Source organism: Nocardia rosealba (assembly GCF_020216065.1).
Lineage (GTDB): Bacteria > Actinomycetota > Actinomycetes > Mycobacteriales > Mycobacteriaceae > Nocardia > Nocardia rosealba.
On record NZ_JAIWNA010000004.1, the window covers coordinates 193,132 to 214,184 of the forward strand.

Sequence of the window (21,053 nt, forward strand, 5' to 3'; positions counted from 1 at the left end):
ACGTTGAGGGTCCGAGTCGGTGGTGCCCGCCCGGATCACCAGTCGCCACCCGTCCGCCGCCGCTGCGTCTAGGCGGCGGGTGTGCGACTGTCCTGCGCCCTATTCGCAATGCTTGGCCTTGCGCCGGCCATGGCTCCTCGAGTCGGTGTAGCGGTCGCTTCCGGAGTCGGGCGGCTTACGAGCGACGTCCGATGATCGCGGCGTTGCGGGCGAGGGCGGCTTCGGCGGCCGGGGTCGCGGCGGCGCGGTCGGTGGGGACAAGGCCGATGCGGGTGCGGCGGTCGAGGAGATCGTCGACCGTTTCGGCGCCCTCGTGGGTGATGGCGAAGTCGAATTCGGCGGCGGTGACGTCGATTTCGGGGGCGACGGGTTCGGCGCGGGTCGGGTCGGCCAGCCAGGCCGAGACGATGGCGCCCGCTTCGTGCCCGTAACGCTCGATCAGGACCGGTGGGGCGTCGATGCGGTCGCGGGCGGCGCCGGACACCGCGCCGACCAGCGGGAGCCGGGTGGTGCGGCACGGTGCGGCCGACAGGCCCGCCTGCGCGATCGCGGCGTCGACCGCGTCCTGCGCCATGCGCCGGTAGGTGGTGAGCTTGCCGCCGACGACGGTGATGAGCCCGTCGGGTGCGGTGAGCACGGCGTGCTCGCGGGAGATGTCGGCGGTGCTGTCGTCGGCGGTCTTCAGCAGGGGCCGTAGTCCGGCGAAGCGGCCACGGATGTCCTTGCGCGTCAGCGGTTCCCGCAGGGCGGTGTTGATGGTGTCGAGCAGGAAGTCGACCTCGGCTTCGGTGGGCTGGGGTTCGTCGGGGATCGGGCCGGGGGCGTCCTCGTCGGTGAGGCCGAGGTAGACGCGGCCGTGGGCCGCAGGCAGAGCGAACACGAAGCGGCTGATGCTGCCGGGCACGGGCACCGTGAGCGCCGCGCTGAGCCCACCGAAGGCGGCGGCGTCGAACACCAGGTGGGTGCCGCGGCTCGGGCGCAGTTCGATGCTGCTGTCGACCTCGCCCGCCCACACACCGGTCGCGTTGACGACGGCACGGGCGCGCACGTCGAGCGTCTCACCGGTGCGCGTATCGCGCAGCCGCACCGAATTGCCGTCGGCAGCAAGGGCTTCCATGCGGGTGAGCACGGTCGCGCCCTGTCCGGCCGCCGTGCGCGCCAGGGCGACGACGAGGCGGGCGTCGTCGACGAGCTGCCCGTCCCACGCCTGCAACCCGCCGCGCAGGCCGTCACGGCGCACGGTCGGCGCCAGCCGCAATGCCTCCGCGGCGGCGACCTTTCGCGATCGCGGCAGGATCGCCGCCCGGGTGCGTGCGGCCATCCGCAGCGCGTCACCGGCGGCGAAGCCCGCACGGATCAGCGAACTCTGAGCCGCACCCATACCGGGCAGCAGCGGAACGAGCTGGGGGAGGGGGCGAACCAGATGGGGTGCCGTGGTGCGCAACAGGATGCCGCGTTCGACCGCGCTCTCGTGGGCGATGCCGACCCGCCCGCTCGCCAGGTAGCGCAACCCGCCGTGCACGAGCTTGGAACTCCAGCGGCTCGTGCCGAACGCGAAGTCGTTGCGTTCCACCAGCAGGGTGCGCAGGCCGCGCGCGGCGGCGTCGAGCGCGGCACCGGCACCGGTGACGCCCGCGCCGATCACCACCACATCCACCTCCGGGTGGTCGCCGAGCGCGGCGAGGTCGGCGGTGCGGCGAGCCGCGTCGAGCGCGGTGGGTGAATCAGCAGTCATCACAATCCTTGTCGGGGTTCAGGGAAGCAGGTAACCCTCGATCGCCCTCGCCAGCTCGGTGTCGAACTGCGCGCCCTCGAGCAGCGGCGCCATCGTGCCCGCCGACTGCACCGCCGACTGGGCGATGAGCAGCAGCATGGCGGCAAGCTGCTCGGGCTCGCCCGCCCGGATCGACCCGTCTTCCTGGCCGATCCGGATCGCGGTGGCGAACAGTTCGATGAGCGTGCGCTGATTGCGCCCGAGCCTGCCGAACACGTAGGTGAGCATGAGGTCGGTGTCGGTGCGGAAGATCTTGGCGAACACCGCGTTCGCCCGCACTGCCGCCGCGCCCGCCACGATGCCGCGCACCAGTCGGTCGAGGCCGAGGCCCGTGTCGGGCATGGTCTCGGCGACGATGGTGCGCAGCTCGCGCACCAGCAGTTCCGCGATCAGCGAGCCGGTGTCCGGCCACCGCCGGTACACCGTCGGCCTGCTGACACCGGCGCGGCGTGCCACTTCGGTGAGCGTGGTGCGGCGCACCCCGAAATCGACGACGCAGGCCCGCGCGGCATCGAGAATCGCCATATCGGTAGGCGAAAGCCGCTGGTCAGCTCGAGCCGCGAGGTCGATCATGCTGTACACCCCCATGGTGTTCGACGGCGCCGTGGTGGGGCGCCGTGGTCTGGCCGGAACGCCCAAGGGTATCGAGCGCGCCGGTGGGTTCGTCGCCACGAATTCGCGGCAGTGACATCCGACAACTGGGTAGAGGTCGACTCGAGGAGAACTCGTGTAGTTACTGCTTGACACTATATGTCAGGATGTAACGCATGGTCGAGTTGAACAGCGAAATGTCCGGATCGACGGCGGAACGGCCGAGTATGGTGTGGGACGCCTGGGGTGTGCCCGCCGGACATCAACCCCTGTCGGCGCAGATCCGCGGCCTGCTCACCCAGGTCTTCGGGATCTCGGGTGAGCCGGCGGCACGACGCGACGAGGGCGACGTGCCGCTGGTCGAGAGCACGCTCACCGCCGCCACCCGCGCGGACCTCGCTGCCCTGGTCGGCGCCGAGCACGTCAGCACCGACGACATCGACCGGCTGCGGCACGCGGGCGGCAAGAGCACCCTCGACCTGCTGCGCCGCCGCGACACCCGCCCTCAGGACGCGCCCGACGCGATCGTCGCGCCCGCCGACCACGACGCGGTGCTTGCGGTGCTGCGGTACTGCTCCTCGCGCGGCGTCGCCGTGGTGCCCTTCGGTGGCGGCACCAGTGTGGTCGGCGGCGTCGACCCGGTGCGCGGCCGGTTCCCCACCGTGATCGCGCTCGACCTGCGCAGGCTCGACACCCTCACCGACGTGGACCCGGTGAGTGGCACCGCCACCCTCGGTGCCGGGCTCACCGGTCCGCAGGCGGAGAAACTGCTTGCCGCACACGGTCTTTCGCTCGGGCATTTCCCGCAGAGTTTCGAATTCGCCACCATCGGCGGGTTCGCCGCGACCAGGTCGTCGGGACAGGCCTCGGCGGGCTACGGCCGCTTCGACGACATGGTCCAGCGCCTGGTTGTCGCCACCCCGCAGGGCACTCTCGATCTCGGCCGCGCGCCCGCCTCGGCGGCCGGGCCCGACCTGCGTGAACTGTTCGTCGGGTCCGAGGGGACGCTCGGCGTGATCACCTCGGTCACCGTGCGGGTGCACCCGATCCCCGAAACCACCGACTACCAGGCCTGGTCGTTCCCCGACTTCGCCACCGGCGCGGCCGCCCTGCGCACCGTCGTGCAGACAGGTGCGGCGCCGACGGTGCTTCGCCTGTCCGACGAGGCCGAGACCGGTCTGAACCTGGCCCGCTCGAGCGATATCGGTGGCGCCCCCGTGTCGGGCTGCCTCGCGGTGACGACCTTCGAGGGCACCGCAGCCCACGTCGCGGCCCGCAGCGCCGAAGCGAGCGAATGGCTCGCCGCCGCAGGCGGAACCGCGCTCGGGACCGCCCCGGCCGAACAGTGGGAACACGGCCGTTTCGCCGCGCCCTACCTGCGTGACGCCCTGCTCGATGTCGGGGTGCTGTGCGAGACGCTGGAAACCGCGACCAGCTGGTCGAACCTGACGAACCTGAAGGCGAAAGTGACTGCCGCGCTGTCGGATTCGCTCACCGCGCAGGGCACGCCCGCACTGGTGATGTGTCACATCTCGCACACCTACCCGACCGGTGCGTCGCTGTACTTCACCGTCGTCGCCAAGCAGCTCGAGGATCCGATCGCGCAGTGGCGCGTAGCCAAGACCGCCGCGGGCGACGCCATCATGGCGGCCGGTGCCACCATCACCCACCATCACGCCGTCGGCGCCGACCACCGTCCGTGGATGGGTGCCGAGGTCGGTGACCTGGGCGTACAGGTGCTGCGGGCGGTGAAACACGAACTCGATCCCGCAGGCGTGCTGAATCCTGGAAAGCTGGTGCCGTGAAACAGCATTCGGTACAGCGATTATTGCTCGTCACCAACCCGCACTCCGGTGCCGGTCGCGGCGACGGTGTCGCCGAGGCGGTCCTGGCGGTAGCCCTGGCCGGTGGCGTCGAGGTCGCACAGGTGCGGGCGCCGAGCGCGGCGGAATCGGTGGAGCAGGTGGCCGCCGCGATCGCCGACCCGGCCAGGCGGCCCGACGCGGTCGTCTGCGTGGGTGGTGACGGTCTGATGAACGTGCTGCTCGCCGCCGTCGCCCACACCGGCGTGCCGCTCGGGCTGGTCCCCGCGGGCACGGGCAACGACCTCGCCCGCGAACTCGGCATCCCCACCGGCGACCCGCGCGCCGCCGCCGAGATCGTGCTGCGCGGCCGCACGAGGACCATCGACCTGGGCCGTATCGAATCCGTCGGCGCCACGCCCACCTGGTTCGCCACCATCGTCGGCGCGGGGTTCGACGCGCGAGTCACCTTGCGCGCCAATGCGATGCGCCGCCCGCGCGGCCCGCTGCGCTACACCTTCGCCGCCGCCGCCGAACTCATGCGCGGTTACACGCTGCCGTTCCAGATCGAGATGTCGGGTCTGGCGCCCGGCGCACTCGACAACCCCGACGACGCGCACGCGGTGATCTACACCGACGCCGTGATGACGCCCATCGGCAACACCCGCACCTACGGTGGCGGCATGCTGGTGTGCCCCGAAGCCCTGCCCGACGACGGCTACCTCGACATCACCGTGGTCGGCGCGGTCTCGCGACTCGAGATGGCGCGCCTGCTGCCCGCCCTGTCGGCGGGCAAGCGCATCGATCACCCCTCGACCAAGCGCTACCGCGCCCGCCGCATCACCGTCACGGCGTCGGGTGGGTATGCCACCGCCGACGGTGAACCGGCGGGCACCCTTCCCGTCACCGTCCAGGCGATGCCGGGTGCGTTGACGGTGCTGGTGCCCTGACCCGCAGCTGTGAGTGCGGGCGTTCTCCGAAGCTCGCGACCCGGCGATCAGGCGGCAGGGGTGAAGGCGATTCCCGAGATCGCGGTGAGGGTCGGGCGGTCGACGATCACCACGGATGTGGCGGGCAGTGGAGTGCGTGGTTCGGTGCCGCGGGCGCCGAGGTCGCGCATCAGGCTCTCCCAGCGGCGGCAGTGCGCGCCGAAGGCGACCGTGTTCACCCGCCTGCCGCGGGTGACCTGACCACGCCTTGCCTGGGTGGCGGGCACATCGATCAACACCATGTGCACCTCGCGCTCACCCGAGCGCGCCCACCGCGCGATCAGGCGACGGCTCCAGGCGAAAGTCGCGCAGTCGTGGATGGCGACCGGCCCGTCGGCGACCAGCAGTGCCGCGCGGATCGCCCGGTAGTGCGCCAGGTGCACCAGCGGACGCCACAGGGGATAGGGGACCCGGCCGAGCCGGTGCCGCAATCGGTTGCGGGCGTGGTTGGAATCGAGCACCAGCGCACCCGCTGCCGTCCGCACGGGCAGCTCCGCATTCGGGTCGGCGCCGAAAAGGCGATGCAGCGCAGTGGATTTCCCCGCACCGGGCACTCCGGCGAAAATCAGCACCGCCGTGGCGGGGTAGCGCAATTCGTCGACGTGGTCCGCGCGTAAGTCCAGCAGTGAGACGGGAATGACGGTCCGGGACGGCACGGATCGATCGGTGGAAGGGGAGCTGGCATCGAGCGGAGGCGTCACCCTCTCCAGAATCCGGGAAAACAGACAATTCGGCAATCGGTGAACACCCTGAGTTCGCGTCGACCGGCCTGTCGGACAACAGTTTCCGCGTGTCGATGGAGACACTCACAAACCTCGCCGACCACCGCTTGGAAGAATCTGAGAATTGGCTATGTATTCGAGGGGCGGCCGAAAATCGCCGGTAGAGTCGACTGCGAGAGGCGAAGTCTTCGGTGTCCCTCATCCACCGAAGACCTCGCCTCTGTTTAGTTGGAGCGCTGGCGCGCGCGAGGTTCGCGGCGGACCCTCCTCGAGGTCGGGTCGTACGTGGCTGGGACTGCGGGGTGAGGCGGGGGAAACCCGGTTGTCCGTTCCCCTTAGGATTGGGGCGTGACCAGCGCAGCCCCAGACAACTCGCGTAATCGTGCCGATGCCCTGCCCAAGAGCTGGAATCCCAGCGAGGTAGAGGCCGACCTGTACGAGGGCTGGGTAAACGCCGGGTACTTCACCGCCGACGCCACCTCGGCCAAGCCGGCGTACTCCATCGTGCTGCCGCCGCCGAACGTCACCGGCACCCTGCACATGGGTCATGCGCTCGACCACACCCTCATGGACCTGCTCACCCGCCGCAAGCGGATGCAGGGGTACGAGGTGCTGTGGCTGCCGGGCATGGACCACGCGGGCATCGCGACCCAGACCGTGGTGGAGTTGCAGCTCGCCGTCGACGGCAAGAACAAAGAGGACTTCGGTCGTGAGCTGTTCATCGACAAGGTGTGGGACTGGAAGCGCGAGTCCGGCGGCCAGATCCAGGGACAGATGCGCCGCCTCGGTGACGGTGTCGACTGGGGCCGCGACCGGTTCACCATGGACGACGGGCTCTCGCGCGCCGTGCAGACCATCTTCAAGCGGCTCTACGACGCGGGACTGATCTACCGCGCCGAGCGCCTGGTGAACTGGTCGCCGGTGCTGCAGACCGGCATCTCCGACCTCGAGGTCGACCACAAGGAGGTCGACGGCGAGCTCGTGAGCATGCGCTTCGGCTCCCTGAACGACGACGAACCACACGTCATCGTGGCCACCACCCGGGTGGAGACGATGCTCGGCGACACCGCCGTCGCCGTCCACCCGGACGACGAGCGCTACAAGGCGCTCATCGGCACCACGCTCTACCACCCGATCACCGGCCGCCAGATCCCGATCGTCGCCGACGACTACGTCGACCCGGAGTTCGGTTCCGGCGCGGTGAAGATCACCCCCGCCCACGACCCCAACGACTTCGAACTCGGTCTGCGCCACGGCCTGCCGATGCCGACGATCATGGACAAGGCGGGCCGGATCGCCGACACCGGAACCGAATTCGACGGCATGGACCGTTTCGAGGCGCGCGTGAAGATCCGCGAACGCCTCGAGGCCGAGGGCCGCATCGTCGGGCGCAAGTACCCCTACAAACATCAGGTGGGTCACTCGGAGCGCTCCGGCGAGCCGATCGAGCCGCGCCTGTCGATGCAGTGGTGGGTCAAGGTCGACACCCTGGCCAAGGCCGCGGGCGACGCTGTGCGCGACGGTGACGTGAAGATCCATCCGGCCAGTCAGGAACCGCGCTGGTTCGACTGGGTCGACAACATGCACGACTGGTGCATCTCGCGTCAGTTGTGGTGGGGCCACCGCATCCCGATCTGGTACGGGCCCGAAGGCGAGATCGTCTGCCTCGGCCCGGACGAGCAGGCCCCCGAGGGCTGGGTGCAGGACCCCGACGTGCTCGACACCTGGTTCTCCTCGGGTCTGTGGCCGTTCTCCACGATGGGCTGGCCCGACGCGACCCCCGAGCTGGCGAAGTTCTATCCGACCAGCGTGCTCGTCACCGGTTACGACATCCTGTTCTTCTGGGTGGCCCGGATGATGATGTTCGGCATGTACGTCAGCGACGACCCGGTGCTCACTGCGGGCAAGGGCGGGCAGAAGCAGGTCCCGTTCGAAGACGTGTTCCTGCACGGCCTCATCCGCGACCAGCACGGCAAGAAGATGTCGAAGTCGCGGGGCAACGGCATCGACCCGCTGGACTGGATCAACTCCTACGGCGCCGACGCGCTGCGCTTCACCCTGGCGCGCGGCGCCCAGCCCGGCGGCGACCTGTCGGTCGGTGACGCGCACGCGCTCGCCTCGCGCAGCTTCGTCACCAAGCTGTTCAACGCCACCAAGTTCGCGCTGATGAACGGTGCCCGCACCGGCGACCTGCCCGCGCGCGAGACCCTCACCGACGCCGACCGGTGGATCGTCGACCGGCTCGACCAGGTCCGCGCCGATGTCGACGCCGCGTTCGATTCCTACGAATTCGGCAAGGCCTGCGAGGCGCTGTACCACTTCGCCTGGGACGAACTGTGCGACTGGTACCTGGAACTGTCGAAGGTGCAGTTCGCCGAGTCCGACGCGCGCGCCGAGAGCACCTCGGTGGTCCTCGGCAACGTGCTCGACGCGGTGCTTCGCCTGCTGCATCCGGTGATCCCGTTCGTCACCGAGACCCTCTGGAAGGCGCTCACCGGCGGTGAGTCGGTGGTCGTCGCGCCGTGGCCGCAGGCCAGTGGCGTCGCCGCCGACGAGCGGGCCGCCCAGCGGGTCGCCGACGCGCAGCGGCTCATCACCGAGATCCGCCGCTTCCGTGGCGATCAGGGCTTGGCCGACAAGCAGAAGGTGAAGGCCACGCTGGTCGGCATCGAGGAAGCCGGACTCGCCGGCTTCGCGGCGTCGGTGGCGAACCTGGCCCGCCTCACCGAACCCGGTGACGACTTCGCGACCACCGCCGAGGTGGAGGTCCGCCTGTCCGCGGGCACGGTGACCGTCCAGCTCGACACCTCCGGTGCCATCGACCTCGACGCCGAACGGCGCAGGCTGGAAAAGGATCTCGCGGTCGCGCAGAAGGACCTCGACCAGACCACCGCCAAACTGGCCAACGAGGCCTTCCTGGCCAAGGCACCGCAGCAGGTGGTCGACAAGATCACCGCCCGCCGCGAGGTGGCCACCGCCGAGGTCGCCCGGATCAGTGCGCGCCTGGCGGAGCTGAGCGCCAAGTGAGCGACATCGGCCCCGACGACGGCGATCTCGGCCCCGAGAACGCGGGCTTCGGCGGCGACGACTACCGCCCGGCCCAGCTCGGCACCGGTCCGTCGCCGGTCGAGCTGGCCGAAATGGCGCTCGTCGAAGCCGAACTCGACAAACGCTGGCCCGAAACCAAGATCGAGCCGTCGCTCACGCGCATCAGCACATTGATGGATCTGCTCGGCAACCCGCAGCACAACTACCCGGCCATCCACATCGCGGGCACCAACGGCAAGACCTCGGTGACCAGGATGATCGACGCGCTACTCACCGCCCTGCACCGGCGCACCGGCCGGATCACCAGCCCGCACCTGCAGCTGGCGACCGAGCGGATCAGCATCGACAACGCGCCGATCAGCCCCGCCCGGTACGTGGAGACCTACCACGAGCTCGCGCCCTACATCGACATGATCGACCGGCGTTCGGCCGAGTCGGGCGGGCCCGCGATGAGCAAGTTCGAGGTGCTCACCGGCATGGCCTACGCCGCGTTCGCCGAGGCACCCGTCGACGTGGCTGTCGTCGAGACCGGCATGGGCGGTACCTGGGACGCCACCAACGTGATCGACGGCCAGGTCGCCGTGATCACCCCCATCGGCCTCGACCACACCGAGTACCTCGGTCCCGACCTCGAGTCGATCGCCAAGGAAAAAGCGGGAATCATCAAGCGCGCCAAGGAAGCACTTGTTCCGGTCGACACCGTCGCGGTGATCGCCGAACAGGCCCCCGAGGTGATGGACGTGCTGCTGCGCCGGGCCGTGGAGGCCGACGCGGCGGTCGCGCGCGAAGGCGCGGAATTCCGGCTGCTGGAACGGGCCGTCGCCATCGGCGGCCAGCTGCTGACCCTGCAGGGGCTCGGCGGTGTCTACGACGAGATCTTCCTGCCGCTGCACGGCGAGCACCAGGCCCGCAACGCCGCGCTCGCGCTGGCCGCCGTCGAGGCGTTCTTCGGGGCGGGTGCCGAGCGTCAGCTCGACATCGAGGCCGTGCGCGCCGGATTCGCGGCCGTCACCAGCCCCGGCCGGATGGAACGGATGCGCAACGCGCCGACCATCTTCGTCGACGCCGCCCACAACCCGGCGGGCGCGCAGGCGCTGGCCAACACCCTCACCGGCGAATTCGACTTCCGCAAGCTGGTCGGTGTGGTCGCCGTACTCGGCGACAAGGACGCGGCGGGCATCCTCGACGCCCTGGAACCGGTGTTCGACGAGATCGTCGTCACCAGCAACGGGTCGCCGCGCGCCATGGACGTCGACACCCTCGCCGACCTGGCCGTCCAGCGTTTCGGCGACGAGCGCGTGATCACCGCCGACACCCTGCCCGACGCCTTGGAATCGGCGATCGCCCTGGCCGAACAGGCCGGCGACGACGGCGACGTGATCTCCGGAGCGGGCGTGGTCGTCACCGGTTCGGTGGTCACCGCCGGCGCCGCACGCGCCCTGTTCGGAAAGGGGCCCTCATGAGTGCGGTTCCACCCCCCGCCACCGACCCCTGGAAGGGGTTTCGCGGGGTGATGGCCGGAACGCTGATCCTCGAGGCGATCGTGGTGTTGCTGGCGCTGCCGGTCGTCGGTTCGGTCGGCGGCGGGGTGACCTGGCTCTCGGGCACATACCTGGTGGTCCTCGCGCTGTTGATGATCCTCGGTGCCGGATTGCAGCGGAAGCCGTGGGCCATCCCGTTCAACCTCGGGCTGCAGGTCCTGGTGCTGGCGGGGACGTTCATCCACCTGTCGATCGGGATCATCGGGCTGGTGTTCGCGGCCGTGTGGGCATTCATCCTGATGCTGCGCTACGACGTGCAGCGACGCATGGACGCCGGGTTGTTGCCGAGCCAGCGGATGCGGCGGACCCAGTCCTGAACGGGGTCGTTCGGCGTAGACGCCGACCCGACGCTAGGGTTAGCGCGTGACTGAGCAGACGTTGGTACTCATCAAGCCGGACGGTGTCTCCCGTGGCCTCGTCGGCGAGGTCCTGGCGCGCATCGAGCGCAAGGGCCTCACCATCAAGGCGCTGGAGCTGAAGAACGTGTCCGCCGAACTGGCGGGCGAGCACTACGCCGAACACGCCGAGCGGCCGTTCTTCGGTTCGCTGATCGAATTCATCACCTCCGGCCCGGTCGTCGCGGCCGTGCTCGAGGGCCCGCGCGCGATCGCGGCGTTCCGTCAGCTCGCCGGTGGCACCGACCCGGTCGAGAAGGCCGTCCCCGGAACCATCCGCGGCGACTTCGGTCTCGAGACCCAGTACAACCTCGTTCACGGCTCCGACTCGCCCGAGTCCGCCAAGCGCGAGATCGCGCTCTGGTTCCCCGAATTCCCCGCCTGACGGTGCTGTTCTCGCTCGTCGCGTCCGGTGCGGACGCGACGGGCTCGAGTGACGGTTCCGCGCGCGAGTTGCGCCGATGGCGATCACCGCGCGAACCATATGGGATACTGAAGACGGATGTGTTCGATACCGATGTCATCGCAGCCCCACCAGGGCGGTCGGTGACAGCCTGACGCGCAGGTACGCGGCAGCGGCGACGGACATGACCGGATGACACCGCAGTTGGATGCCGATCATCGCTGCCATGGACAACCCTGTTGCTGGGGTTGCCGGGCACGCTGGATGAGCGCCTCAGCGCGCGGCGTCACGCCGTACAGCCAGGCGCCGCGTGACCGGTTGGCCCGCCAGATGATCGATTCCAGGCGCGACCGGATACGCGGGGCGAGACCAGATGACCCTCGTACCATCGGGTACGAGGTGCACGGACGATGCCCCCGCGCCGGCCGCGTCACTCCCGTACCGGGGATGGACGCGCCCGGGGGCCCGAGGAGACTTCGTGGCCGAACAAGAGCCGCTGGACACAACACAACAGGATGCCGATCAATTGCCGGAGCGAATTCGAGTTCATGCACTGGCCAAACGACTGGGAGTGACCAGCAAGCGCATCCTGGCCAAATTGGCGGAGCTGGGCGCCGAGGCGCGCAGCGTGCAATCCAATGTCGACCGAGCGGTCGCCGAGACCGTACGCGACGCGATCGCCGCCGCCGACGCCGAAACCGGCGAACCCCCGGCACCCGCCCCGACCACCAGGGGTAGGAAGAAAGCCACCGCACCCGTCGCCGAGCAGCCGGCCGACCCGACCACCACCTTGTTCTCCGCGCCCGAGGTCGCGCGCCCCGACGAGGTGTTCGCCCCGATGGCCGACGACGCCCACACCGGGCTGTTCACGCACCGGGCGACCGAGGAACCGGCCCCCGAACCGGTGGCCTTCGAGGCGCCCTCGGTCGGTATGCCGCTGTTCCTGCCGCCCGACGCGAGCGCCGCCGAAGAGGCGCGCAAGCGCCGTCGCGCCGAACGCGCGCCCAAGAAGGTGGAAGAGCCCGTCGAGGAGCCCGAGGCGCTCGACGAGACCGAGGCCACCGACCAGTCCGGTGACACCGACACCGATACCGACTCCGACAGTGACAACGACGCCGACGGGCAGCCGCGCCGTCGTCGTCGTGGGCGCCGTGGTCGCGGTCGCGGCCGTGGCGAGCAGTCCGCCGACGGCGAGGACAACGACAGCGACGAGCACGACACCGAGGACGAGCCCGCCGCCGAGCAGCCCGCCCCGGCCGAGGCCGAGCAGTCCGACGACTCCGACGAAGACGACGACAACCAGCCCGAGGGCGCGAGCCGTCGCCGTCGGCGCCGTCGTCGTCGCAAGGTCGGTGGGGACTCCGCCGACACCGACGCCGCCGAGGACGACCCGCCGAACACGGTCGTGCACGAGCGCGAGCCGCGCAACAAGAGCCGCAGCCGGGCCGGTGCCTCCGACGAGGTGCAGGGCATCTCCGGTTCCACCCGCCTGGAAGCCAAGCGTCAGCGCCGCCGCGACGGCCGCGACGCGGGCCGCCGTCGTCCGCCGATCCTCACCGAGTCGGAGTTCCTCGCCCGTCGCGAGGCCGTCGACCGGGTGATGGTCGTGCGCGAGAAGGCGTTCGATCCGGCCGAACACGCACCGGGCCACCAGACCACCACGCAGGTCGCGGTGCTCGAGGACAACATCCTCGTCGAGCACTTCGTGACCAGCTCCGGTCAGGCATCGATGGTCGGCAACGTGTACCTGGGCAAGGTGCAGAACGTGCTGCCGAGCATGGAGGCCGCGTTCATCGACATCGGCCGCGGCCGCAACGGTGTGCTCTACGCCGGTGAGGTGAACTGGGAGGCCGCCGGTCTCGGCGGCAAGGAACGCAAGATCGAGCAGGCGCTCAAGCCGGGCGACACCGTGCTGGTCCAGGTCTCCAAGGACCCGGTCGGCCACAAGGGTGCGCGCCTGACCACCCAGATCTCCCTCGCTGGTCGCTTCCTGGTGTACGTGCCGGGTGGCACCTCCACCGGGATCAGCCGCAAGCTGCCCGACACCGAGCGCAAGCGCCTCAAGGAGATCCTGCGCGAGATCGTGCCCGCCGACGCGGGCGTCATCATCCGCACCGCCTCCGAAGGTGTGAGCGAGCCCGAGCTGGCGCGCGACGTGGAACGCCTGCAGGCCACCTGGCGCACCATCGAAGAGGCCTCGAAGAACGCGGCCAAGGACGCGCCCAAGGCTCTCTACGAAGAGCCGGACATGCTGGTGAAGGTCATCCGCGACCTGTTCAACGAGGACTTCGCCAAGCTGGTCATCGAGGGTGACCGCGCGTGGAGCACCGTCGAGAACTATGTGCGAACCGTCGCCCCCGACCTGCTGCCGCGGGTGAACCGGCACGAGAACAACGGTGTCGACGTGTTCGACGCCTACCGCATCGACGAGCAGCTGGCCAAGGCGCTCGACCGCAAGGTATGGCTGCCCTCGGGCGGCACCCTGGTGATCGACCGCACCGAGGCGATGACCGTCGTCGACGTAAACACCGGCAAGTTCACCGGTTCCGGCTCTTCGAACCTCGAGGAGACCGTCACCAAGAACAACCTGGAGGCGGCCGAGGAGATCGTGCGCCAGATGCGGCTGCGCGACATCGGCGGCATGATCGTCGTCGACTTCATCGACATGGTGCTCGAGTCCAACCGCGATCTGGTGCTGCGCCGCCTCACCGAGGCCCTCGGCCGCGACCGCACCCGCCACCAGGTGTCGGAAGTCACCTCGCTGGGTCTGGTCCAGATGACGCGCAAGAAGCTGGGCACCGGCCTGGTCGAGGCGTTCTCCACCACCTGTGAGCACTGCCACGGCCGCGGCATCCTCGTGCACTCCTACCCGGTCGATTCCGGGTCGGGCATCGAGGAACCGCGCGGCAAGGAGAGCGGTTCGCGGCGTCGCCGCGGCAAGGACAAGGACCGCGACGCCAAGCCCGCGCAGGCGGTCGCACCGGCCACCAACGGCACCGCGCCGGTCGCCGAGGCCGACGAGGAGGATATCGCCGTCAAGCGCGCCCACCCGGTCGCGCTGGCGATGGCCGCCCACCACGGCGACGAGGACGGCGAGACAGTGTCGGCCGAGGTCGAGACCGAGCAGCCGGCTCCCGAGCCGACCCGCTCGCGCTCCAGGTCCCGGTCGCGGCGGTCCAACCGCGCCGCGCAGGCCGAGACCGCGATCGACAGCCCCGCGCTGACCGGGGTCGTCCCGGCCGAGGACGAGGTGGTCGAGGAAGTCGTCGTCACGCCTGCCCCGGCCGACGAGGCGCCGACGGTCGAGCCCGTCGAATCGTCCTCACTCGCCCGGGAGCCCGTCGCTCCGGCCGCCGAGGAATCCCCGGTGGCCGAGGAACCGGCCGCCCGGGCGCCGCGTAGGCGTCGTGTAGCCCGTTCGACGGCGGCTCCGGCCGCCGACAGCGCGGGCGCGGTGTTCGTCGTCTCGGCGAACGAGCAGCCGCCCGCGGCAGCCGTCGTGGACTTCGACGCCGAACCCGTCGTCGTCCCGCAGCGCAAGCCGCGCAGGCGTGCGGTGGCACGTCCGGCGGGCGCGCCTGCGCCGGAATCGAACTGAGGTGACGTCCCCCGATTCGGCCCTGACCGGCCGAATTGGGGGACGGCATACCGTTCTGGTAACCTAGGTCGGTCGCTGCCCAGCGATTGGGCATCTGGCCGGACGGCCGGGTGATACCGCAGGCAGGCAGCTAACGTTCTTCCCCCGCACGTGCGGGGATGAGCCCAGGAATACGCGTCGCAGCTGCGGCGTGGACATGTGCAGGACCAACGTGAGTGGAGGAAGCCGACCGATGGCAGCGTACGCAATCGTCAAGACCGGCGGAAAGCAGTACAAGGTCGCGGTCGGTGACCTGGTGAAGGTCGAGAAGATCGAGGGCAAGCCCGGCGACGCCGTGGCCCTGACCCCGGTTCTCGTCGTCGACGGCGCCGATCTGACCACCGATGCCGACAAGCTGGCCAAGATCTCCGTGGCCGCCGAGGTCGTCGATCAGACCAAGGGTCCGAAGATCCGGATTCACAAGTTCAAGAACAAGACCGGCTACCACAAGCGCCAGGGTCACCGTCAGCCGCTGACGGTCATCAAGGTCACCGGCATCAAGTAAGAATTCCCGAGGAGACGAAGCAATGGCACATAAGAAGGGTGCATCCAGCTCCCGGAACGGTCGTGATTCGAACGCCCAGCGCCTCGGCGTGAAGCGCTTCGGCGGCCAGAAGGTCAGCGCGGGCGAGATCCTCGTCCGTCAGCGCGGAACCCACTTCCACCCCGGCGTCAACGTCGGCCGTGGTGGCGACGACACCCTGTTCGCCCTCGCGGCGGGCGCGGTCGAGTTCGGCACCAAGCGTGGCCGCAAGACCGTCAACATCGTTGTCCCGGAGCCGGTCCAGGCCTGACCGCCTGGAGCGTCAGCTCCCCACGGACACCAGAGCGGGTCAGGGTTTCCCTGACCCGCTCTGTCGTGTTCTTCCACCCTTACCGCAAACGACAAGTCAGAAGGAGGAGGATCAACCCATGTCCAAATTCATCGACCGCGTCGTGCTGCATGTTCGTGCCGGTAGAGGTGGACACGGTTGCGCCTCGGTGCATCGTGAGAAGTTCAAGCCGCTCGGCGGTCCCGACGGGGGCAACGGCGGCAACGGTGGCGATGTGATCCTCGAGGTCGACGCCAACGTGCACACCCTGCTCGATTTCCACTTCCATCCCCACGCCAAGGCGGGCAACGGCAAGCCGGGCGAGGGTGGCAACCGCGACGGCAAGCAGGGCACCGACCTGGTGCTGCAGGTGCCCGACGGCACCGTCGTCGTGGACAGCGACGGCAAGGTCGTGGTCGACCTCGTCGGCGTCGGCAACCGGTTCATCATCGCCCGTGGTGGTCGTGGTGGGCTCGGCAACGCCTCGCTGGCGTCCAAGGCGCGCAAGGCGCCCGGTTTCGCGCTGCTCGGTGAGGAGGGCGAGGAAATCGATCTCGTCCTCGAGCTGAAGTCGGTTGCCGACGTCGGTCTGGTCGGGTTCCCGTCGGCCGGTAAGTCGTCGCTGGTCTCGGTGCTCTCGGCTGCGAAGCCGAAGATCGCCGACTACCCGTTCACGACGCTCGTGCCGAACCTCGGCGTGGTGCAGTCCGGTGACACCACCTTCACCGTCGCCGACGTACCCGGCCTGATCCCCGGCGCCAGCCAGGGTCGCGGCCTCGGGCTCGACTTCCTGCGCCACCTGGAACGGTGCGCGGTACTCGCCCACGTCGTGGACTGCGCGACACTCGAACCCGGCCGCGACCCCGTCTCCGATGTCGACGCGCTCGAGGCCGAGCTCGCCGCGTACAAGCCCGCGCTCTCCGGTGACGAGAGCCTGGGTGACCTGGCCGATCGCCCGCGCGTGGTCATCCTGAACAAGACCGACGTCCCCGACGGCAAAGAGCTCGCCGAGATGGTGACGCCCGAGTTCACCGCCCGCGGCTGGCCGGTCTTCGAGATCTCGGCCGTGAGCCGCGCCGGTCTGCGCCCGCTGACCTTCGCACTGGCCGACATGGTCCGCCAGTACCGCGAAGACCACCCCAAGGCGGCACCCAAGCGTCCGATCATCCGCCCGATCGCGACCGACGAGTCCGGTTTCAGCGTGATCGCCGATCCGCAGGAACCCGGCGGTTTCATCGTGCGCGGTACCCGGCCGGAACGCTGGATCCGCCAGACCGATTTCAACAACGACGAGGCCGTCGGCTACCTGGCCGACCGGTTGGCTCGTCTCGGTGTCGAAGCGGAGCTGGTCAAGCAGGGTGCCGAACCCGGCTGCCCGGTGACCATCGGCGAGGTGACCTTCGAGTGGGAGCCGCAGATCTCGGCCGGTGTCGACATGCAGCCGACCGGGCGTGGCACCGACCTGCGCCTCGAGAACAACGACCGCATCGGCGCGGCCGAGCGCAAGCTCGCCTCGCAGGCGCGGCGTGGTCTGCTCGACGAGAACGGTGAACGGAAGAGTTGACGGTGGTGTCGCGCCCGGCGAAATTCGCTGTCGGGCGCGACGAGTCGGTCGGCATACTGCGGTAGGGCTCCTGCGAGCCCGTCGACGACGATTCGTGCAGGGAGTTGGGCGATGCAGGTGGGTTCGGAGCTGAGTCAGGGGCGGGCCGCGATCGTGTCGGCGCGCACCGTGGTGGTCAAGATCGGGTCTTCGGCTCTGACCAGCCTCGAAGGCGGTCTCGACACCGGTCGGCTCGATCTGCTCGCCGATGCCGTCGAAGCGCGGATGCGCGCCGGGTCCGATGTGGTCGTCGTGTCCTCGGGTGCCATCGGCGCCGGGCTCGCACCGCTCGGCCTGTCGAAGCGGCCCAAGGATCTGGCCACCAAACAGGCCGCGGCCAGTGTCGGCCAGCTGGCCCTGGCGCACGCCTGGGGAACCTCGTTCGCCCGCTACGGCCGTACCGTCGGCCAGATACTGCTCTCCGCCGACGATTTCGCCCGCCGGGAGCACCATCGCAACGCGCAGCGCACCCTCGACCGGTTGCGCTCGCTCGGGGCGGTCGCGGTGGTCAACGAGAACGACACCGTCGCCACCGAGGAGATCCGTTTCGGTGACAACGACCGCCTCGCCGCCCTCGTCGCCCACCTCGTCGGCGCCGACGCCCTGATCCTGCTCTCCGATGTGGCCGGGCTCTACGACGGCGACCCGCGCAAGGGGCCCGCCAATTTCATTCCCGAGGTGCGCGGCAGCGCCGACCTCGACGGTGTCATCGCAGGCAGCGGTGGTGCGCTCGGTACCGGCGGCATGGCCTCCAAACTGTCGGCCGCCCGCCTCGCCGCCGACGCGGGCATCCCCGTCCTGCTCGCCTCGGCCGCCGAAGCCGCGACCGCCCTCTCCGCGGGCACGGTCGGCACCGCCTTCGCCGCCCGCCCCGTGCGCCTGTCGGGCCGCAAGTTCTGGGTCCGCCACGCCGCCGACACCCGCGGCGCCGTCCTGCTCGACGACGGCGCCGTCGCCGCCGTCGCCGAACGCCGCTCCCTGCTCGCCGCGGGCATCACCGGCCTGCGCGGGCGCTTCTTCGGCGGCGACGTGGTCGACCTCGTCAGCCCCACCGACGAGGTCGTCGCCCGAGGCGTCGTCGAATACGACAGCACCGAACTGTCCACCATGCTCGGCCGCTCCACCACCGACCTCCCCGAAACCATGCAGCGCCCGGTCATCCACGCCGACGACCTCGTCAAGGTGTGAGCGTCCCGACCTCGACCGACAAGCAGCCGGAGCCGAGCCGCGACGCTGTGGTCCTCTCGGTGAATCGCGCTTTGTGGCACGAGGTTCGGCCGCTGTCAGGGCGGTGTTCTGCAAGGTGGAAGACGGGGTGATCTCCATCAGGTTCGTCGTCGAGGGAGCGATCACCGACGACGATCGCGATTCGACCAGCTGTGTAGCCGCCGAAGTGATCGCGGACTTTCCGGATCACCGGGTGGACGAGCGCATCGAACGCTTGGATCCGCCGACGAGGGTCGCCATGCCTCCCGGATGGCATCTCGTTTTTCATCGGCGTGAAGGCTGATCGACTGCAGCATGCACACTGACGGCCCGGCGCCTGAGGAGAACGTGCCGTCGACGACGGGCGGAAACCGGCCCTGACGGTGGGCGGCTAGTTCCGGATCAGCGTCGGACGGCTCGCGCTGACCGGCGTCACCTGCGCTGACCGCGCCGCGTCGACCCGTCTGGCTGCGCCGACCGCGACGCCTAGAGTGCAGCGCCGGTACCAGCCCCGGCAGCTCGTCCCGCTGAGTTCGGTCCGCTCGTGATCGTCTTGGGCCTGTCCCGAGCTGTACGGGTTGTCCTGCAGCCGTCGACCTATCAAGTCGATGCCTGAAGTTGCCGGCGGGATGACATCAGGCTGGTCCACGTCGGCCGCGAGACGCGACCGGGGTGAGCGTTCCCCGGCCGAATGCGTCGGATTTTATCGCTGCGGCGGGATGACGCCCGGCTGGTCCAGGCCGCCCGGGGGTTGGGGTGGTGTGGGTCGGGGCGGTTCGGCGCCGGGGACGGGGCCGGTGACGCCGGGTTGGCCGCCGGGGTCGGACATGTCGGGGGCGTTCTGGGGTGCGGGTGGTACGACCGGCGGAGTATTGGTGTCCGGGGCGGTCGGGTTGGAGTCCTGCTGGGTGGGCGGTGCCGGGGGCTGGCTCGGCGGTGCAGGGTTCTGGCTCGGTGGCGCGGGAGGGTCGCTCGGCGGTGCCGGGCTTTCCGCCGGTGGCGGAGCAGGATTCGCCGTCGGCGGTGCCGGTGGCTCGCTGGGCGGGGCGGGATTCTCGCTGGGCGGTGCCGGGAGTTCGGTTGTCGGGCTGGGGGTTTCGCTGGGCGGTGCCGGGAGCTCGCTCGTCGGGGCGGGGCTCTGGCTGGGCGGTGCCGGGAGTTCGGTTGTCGGGCTGGGGGTTTCGCTGGGCGGTGCCGGGAGTTCGGTGGTGGGGGAGGGGCTTTCGCTCGGCGGGGCTGGTGGCTCGCTGGACGGGGCCGGAATCTCGCTCGACGGGGCCGGGAGTTCGGTGGTGGGGGCGGGGGTTTCGCTGGGCGGGGCAGGTGGCTCGCTCGTCGGCGAGGGGCTTTCGCTGGGGGGTGCCGGAAGTTCAGTGGTCGGGGCCGGGCTTTCGCTGGGGGTAGCGGGGTTGGGGCTCGGCTGTCCGGGTGGCGCCGGGTTTTCGGTCGGCGCAGGTGCTTCGGTCGACGGTGCTGGGGGCGCGGGGTTTTCGGTGGTGGGGGCGGAGTTGTTCGGGCTGGCGGGTGCCGGGGTTTCGGGGGTGACCTCGGCAGGGGGAGTGCCGTTGGTTCGGGGCGGGTTTTCCAGTGGGACAGGGGAATCCGCAGCCGGCACGGGAAGGGCGGGGACGCCGGTTCCGGCCAGGGTGTAGGCGGGCTTGTAGATCATGTTCATGGCCAGGAGTGCTTCCTGGCGCAACGCTTCGGCCGCCATCTGCGCGTCGATGACATCCGCGGCTGCCAGCAGACGGGCGATGGTGCCGATCGGGCCGGAGTCGCCGGGGGCGACCACCGCCAGTTTCACCGCTTCGGCGGCGGCCGCCACCCCACCGAGGCGGGTGCCGACTTCCGCCATCACCGCGGCCAATTCGTCGATGGCGGCGGCGAAGCTGCGGGTGCTCGCGGCGGCGGCTTCGGCGGCCTCGCCTTCCCATCCCGCCTCCTCCATCACCTGATCGGCGTTGGACTTGGCGACGGGGAGGGTGACGAGGGCAGCGGCGGTTTCCAGCCAGGCCATCGAGGCGCCGAGGATCTCCCCGGCGTCGATCTGCTGGGTGCGGGCGTAGATCTGTTCGTGCGGCATGGATTCGAAATGTTCCATCGCACTGATGTAGGTGGGATCAGTACTCATCAGTGCACCCGCGTATCGATGGCGCGCAGCGCTGCGGAGGCGGCGGCGTCGGCTTCCTCGTAGAGGCCCGCGCTGAGCAGGAACGCCTCACGCATCCGGTAGGCCGCTTCGATGTAGCGATCGAGCAGATCGGCGGCATCGCGCGCCTTGTGGGCGAAGCCGGCCTGTAATTGCTGTGCGGAGACGAAACCACCGAATCCGCCTGCCTCGGCGGCGTTTTCGAGATCGTGGCGTAACTCGGCGAGCCGGTCGGCCTGCTGTGCGTAGAGATCGGCACACCGGCGCGCGGCCTCGGGATCGAATTTCACCGTCCCCGCCGCGGCGGCGCTGCGGAACCGGGAGATCTCGGCTCGGCTGCTCTCGATCGTCATCGCGTCTCCCCTCCAGATCAAGCGTCGG

Annotated in this window: 17 protein-coding genes; 12 read left to right on the forward strand and 5 right to left on the reverse strand. The window is 69.9% G+C overall.

Going from position 1 to position 21,053, the window contains the following annotated elements; all coding sequences use genetic code 11:
- Positions 1 to 175: 175 nt before the first annotated feature.
- A complete protein-coding gene (locus LDL21_RS17740) occupies positions 176 to 1,735 on the reverse strand; it encodes a glycerol-3-phosphate dehydrogenase/oxidase (protein ID WP_225281009.1) in 1,560 nt (519 codons plus the stop codon).
- Between the two features lie 18 nt (positions 1,736 to 1,753).
- The gene (locus LDL21_RS17745) at positions 1,754 to 2,362 is read right to left on the reverse strand and encodes a TetR/AcrR family transcriptional regulator (RefSeq protein ID WP_372462199.1); all 609 of its coding nucleotides are present in this window, start codon (positions 2,360 to 2,362) and stop codon (positions 1,754 to 1,756) included.
- A 179-nt stretch (positions 2,363 to 2,541) separates the two neighbouring features.
- Between LDL21_RS17745 and LDL21_RS17750 the strand changes: the two genes are divergently transcribed.
- Together LDL21_RS17750 and LDL21_RS17755 are read left to right on the forward strand one after the other, a co-directional pair.
- Positions 2,542 to 4,170 carry an FAD-binding oxidoreductase gene (locus tag LDL21_RS17750; protein ID WP_225281010.1) on the forward strand — a complete coding sequence of 543 codons (1,629 nt, stop codon included), beginning with the start codon at positions 2,542 to 2,544 and terminating at the stop codon, positions 4,168 to 4,170.
- On the forward strand, positions 4,167 to 5,117 hold the full coding sequence (locus LDL21_RS17755) for a diacylglycerol kinase family protein (protein WP_225281011.1): 951 nt from the start codon (positions 4,167 to 4,169) through the stop codon (positions 5,115 to 5,117). The genes LDL21_RS17750 and LDL21_RS17755 overlap by 4 nt, the downstream gene beginning before the upstream one ends.
- A 47-nt stretch (positions 5,118 to 5,164) precedes the next feature.
- Here the strand turns inward: LDL21_RS17755 and LDL21_RS17760 are convergent, their stop codons facing one another.
- Complete coding sequence (locus tag LDL21_RS17760; RefSeq protein WP_225281012.1) at positions 5,165 to 5,812, reverse strand: AAA family ATPase; 648 nt, start codon at positions 5,810 to 5,812, stop codon at positions 5,165 to 5,167.
- Between the two features lie 414 nt (positions 5,813 to 6,226).
- Here LDL21_RS17760 and LDL21_RS17765 point away from each other — a divergent pair, with 414 nt between their 5' ends.
- The 10 genes from LDL21_RS17765 to LDL21_RS17810 all read left to right on the forward strand — a co-directional run bounded on the left by LDL21_RS17765 (position 6,227) and on the right by LDL21_RS17810 (position 18,827).
- Positions 6,227 to 8,905 (forward strand): valine--tRNA ligase, encoded by a 2,679-nt coding sequence (locus LDL21_RS17765; RefSeq protein ID WP_225281013.1) that lies wholly within the window; start codon positions 6,227 to 6,229, stop codon positions 8,903 to 8,905.
- Positions 8,906 to 9,018: 113 nt separating this feature from the next.
- Entirely contained in the window at positions 9,019 to 10,389 is a 1,371-nt protein-coding gene (folC, locus tag LDL21_RS17770) for a bifunctional tetrahydrofolate synthase/dihydrofolate synthase (RefSeq protein ID WP_181700591.1), read from the forward strand.
- Positions 10,386 to 10,784 carry a DUF4233 domain-containing protein gene (locus LDL21_RS17775; protein ID WP_225281014.1) on the forward strand — a complete coding sequence of 133 codons (399 nt, stop codon included), beginning with the start codon at positions 10,386 to 10,388 and terminating at the stop codon, positions 10,782 to 10,784. Before folC ends, LDL21_RS17775 begins: the two co-directional genes overlap by 4 nt.
- 46 nt (positions 10,785 to 10,830) lie before the next feature.
- The gene (gene ndk, locus LDL21_RS17780; RefSeq protein ID WP_067486226.1) at positions 10,831 to 11,247 is read left to right on the forward strand and encodes a nucleoside-diphosphate kinase; all 417 of its coding nucleotides are present in this window, start codon (positions 10,831 to 10,833) and stop codon (positions 11,245 to 11,247) included.
- A 496-nt stretch (positions 11,248 to 11,743) separates the two neighbouring features.
- A complete protein-coding gene (locus LDL21_RS17785; protein WP_225281015.1) occupies positions 11,744 to 14,863 on the forward strand; it encodes a translation initiation factor IF-2 N-terminal domain-containing protein in 3,120 nt (1,039 codons plus the stop codon).
- A gap of 232 nt (positions 14,864 to 15,095) precedes the next feature.
- Positions 15,096 to 15,407, forward strand: a complete 312-nt coding sequence (gene rplU, locus LDL21_RS17790; protein WP_067486230.1) for a 50S ribosomal protein L21 — start codon at positions 15,096 to 15,098, stop codon at positions 15,405 to 15,407.
- 22 nt (positions 15,408 to 15,429) lie between these two features.
- Positions 15,430 to 15,696, forward strand: a complete 267-nt coding sequence (rpmA, locus tag LDL21_RS17795) for a 50S ribosomal protein L27 (RefSeq protein WP_067486232.1) — start codon at positions 15,430 to 15,432, stop codon at positions 15,694 to 15,696.
- Between the two features lie 118 nt (positions 15,697 to 15,814).
- Positions 15,815 to 17,278, forward strand: a complete 1,464-nt coding sequence (obgE, locus tag LDL21_RS17800; protein WP_181700559.1) for a GTPase ObgE — start codon at positions 15,815 to 15,817, stop codon at positions 17,276 to 17,278.
- 111 nt (positions 17,279 to 17,389) lie between these two features.
- Positions 17,390 to 18,505, forward strand: coding sequence for a glutamate 5-kinase (gene proB / locus LDL21_RS17805; RefSeq protein ID WP_225281016.1), 1,116 nt, complete (start codon positions 17,390 to 17,392; stop codon positions 18,503 to 18,505).
- A gap of 103 nt (positions 18,506 to 18,608) precedes the next feature.
- Positions 18,609 to 18,827, forward strand: coding sequence for a MafI2 family immunity protein (locus LDL21_RS17810; RefSeq protein ID WP_504805436.1), 219 nt, complete (start codon positions 18,609 to 18,611; stop codon positions 18,825 to 18,827).
- 399 nt (positions 18,828 to 19,226) lie between these two features.
- On the opposite strand, the gene LDL21_RS17815 is transcribed toward LDL21_RS17810, so the two are convergent.
- Both LDL21_RS17815 and LDL21_RS17820 read right to left on the reverse strand, forming a co-directional pair.
- Positions 19,227 to 20,654, reverse strand: coding sequence for a hypothetical protein (locus LDL21_RS17815; protein WP_225281197.1), 1,428 nt, complete (start codon positions 20,652 to 20,654; stop codon positions 19,227 to 19,229).
- The gene (locus LDL21_RS17820) at positions 20,654 to 21,025 is read right to left on the reverse strand and encodes a hypothetical protein (protein WP_181698332.1); all 372 of its coding nucleotides are present in this window, start codon (positions 21,023 to 21,025) and stop codon (positions 20,654 to 20,656) included. The genes LDL21_RS17815 and LDL21_RS17820 overlap by 1 nt, the downstream gene beginning before the upstream one ends.
- Between the last annotated feature and the right edge of the window lie 28 nt (positions 21,026 to 21,053).

What these genes read in the sequence shown, in the direction of transcription:
- rplU (WP_067486230.1), top strand. Translation starts at nt 15,096, where the DNA reads ATGGCAGCGTACGCAATCGTCAAGACCGGCGGAAAGCAGTACAAGGTC.
- LDL21_RS17820 (WP_181698332.1), bottom strand. Translation starts at nt 21,025, where the DNA reads ATGACGATCGAGAGCAGCCGAGCCGAGATCTCCCGGTTCCGCAGCGCC.
- LDL21_RS17775 (WP_225281014.1), top strand. Translation starts at nt 10,386, where the DNA reads ATGAGTGCGGTTCCACCCCCCGCCACCGACCCCTGGAAGGGGTTTCGC.
- rpmA (WP_067486232.1), top strand. Translation starts at nt 15,430, where the DNA reads ATGGCACATAAGAAGGGTGCATCCAGCTCCCGGAACGGTCGTGATTCG.
- folC (WP_181700591.1), top strand. Translation starts at nt 9,019, where the DNA reads ATGGCGCTCGTCGAAGCCGAACTCGACAAACGCTGGCCCGAAACCAAG.
- obgE (WP_181700559.1), top strand. Translation starts at nt 15,815, where the DNA reads ATGTCCAAATTCATCGACCGCGTCGTGCTGCATGTTCGTGCCGGTAGA.
- LDL21_RS17750 (WP_225281010.1), top strand. Translation starts at nt 2,542, where the DNA reads ATGGTCGAGTTGAACAGCGAAATGTCCGGATCGACGGCGGAACGGCCG.
- LDL21_RS17815 (WP_225281197.1), bottom strand. Translation starts at nt 20,654, where the DNA reads ATGAGTACTGATCCCACCTACATCAGTGCGATGGAACATTTCGAATCC.
- LDL21_RS17745 (WP_372462199.1), bottom strand. Translation starts at nt 2,362, where the DNA reads ATGGGGGTGTACAGCATGATCGACCTCGCGGCTCGAGCTGACCAGCGG.
- proB (WP_225281016.1), top strand. Translation starts at nt 17,390, where the DNA reads ATGCAGGTGGGTTCGGAGCTGAGTCAGGGGCGGGCCGCGATCGTGTCG.
- LDL21_RS17740 (WP_225281009.1), bottom strand. Translation starts at nt 1,735, where the DNA reads ATGACTGCTGATTCACCCACCGCGCTCGACGCGGCTCGCCGCACCGCC.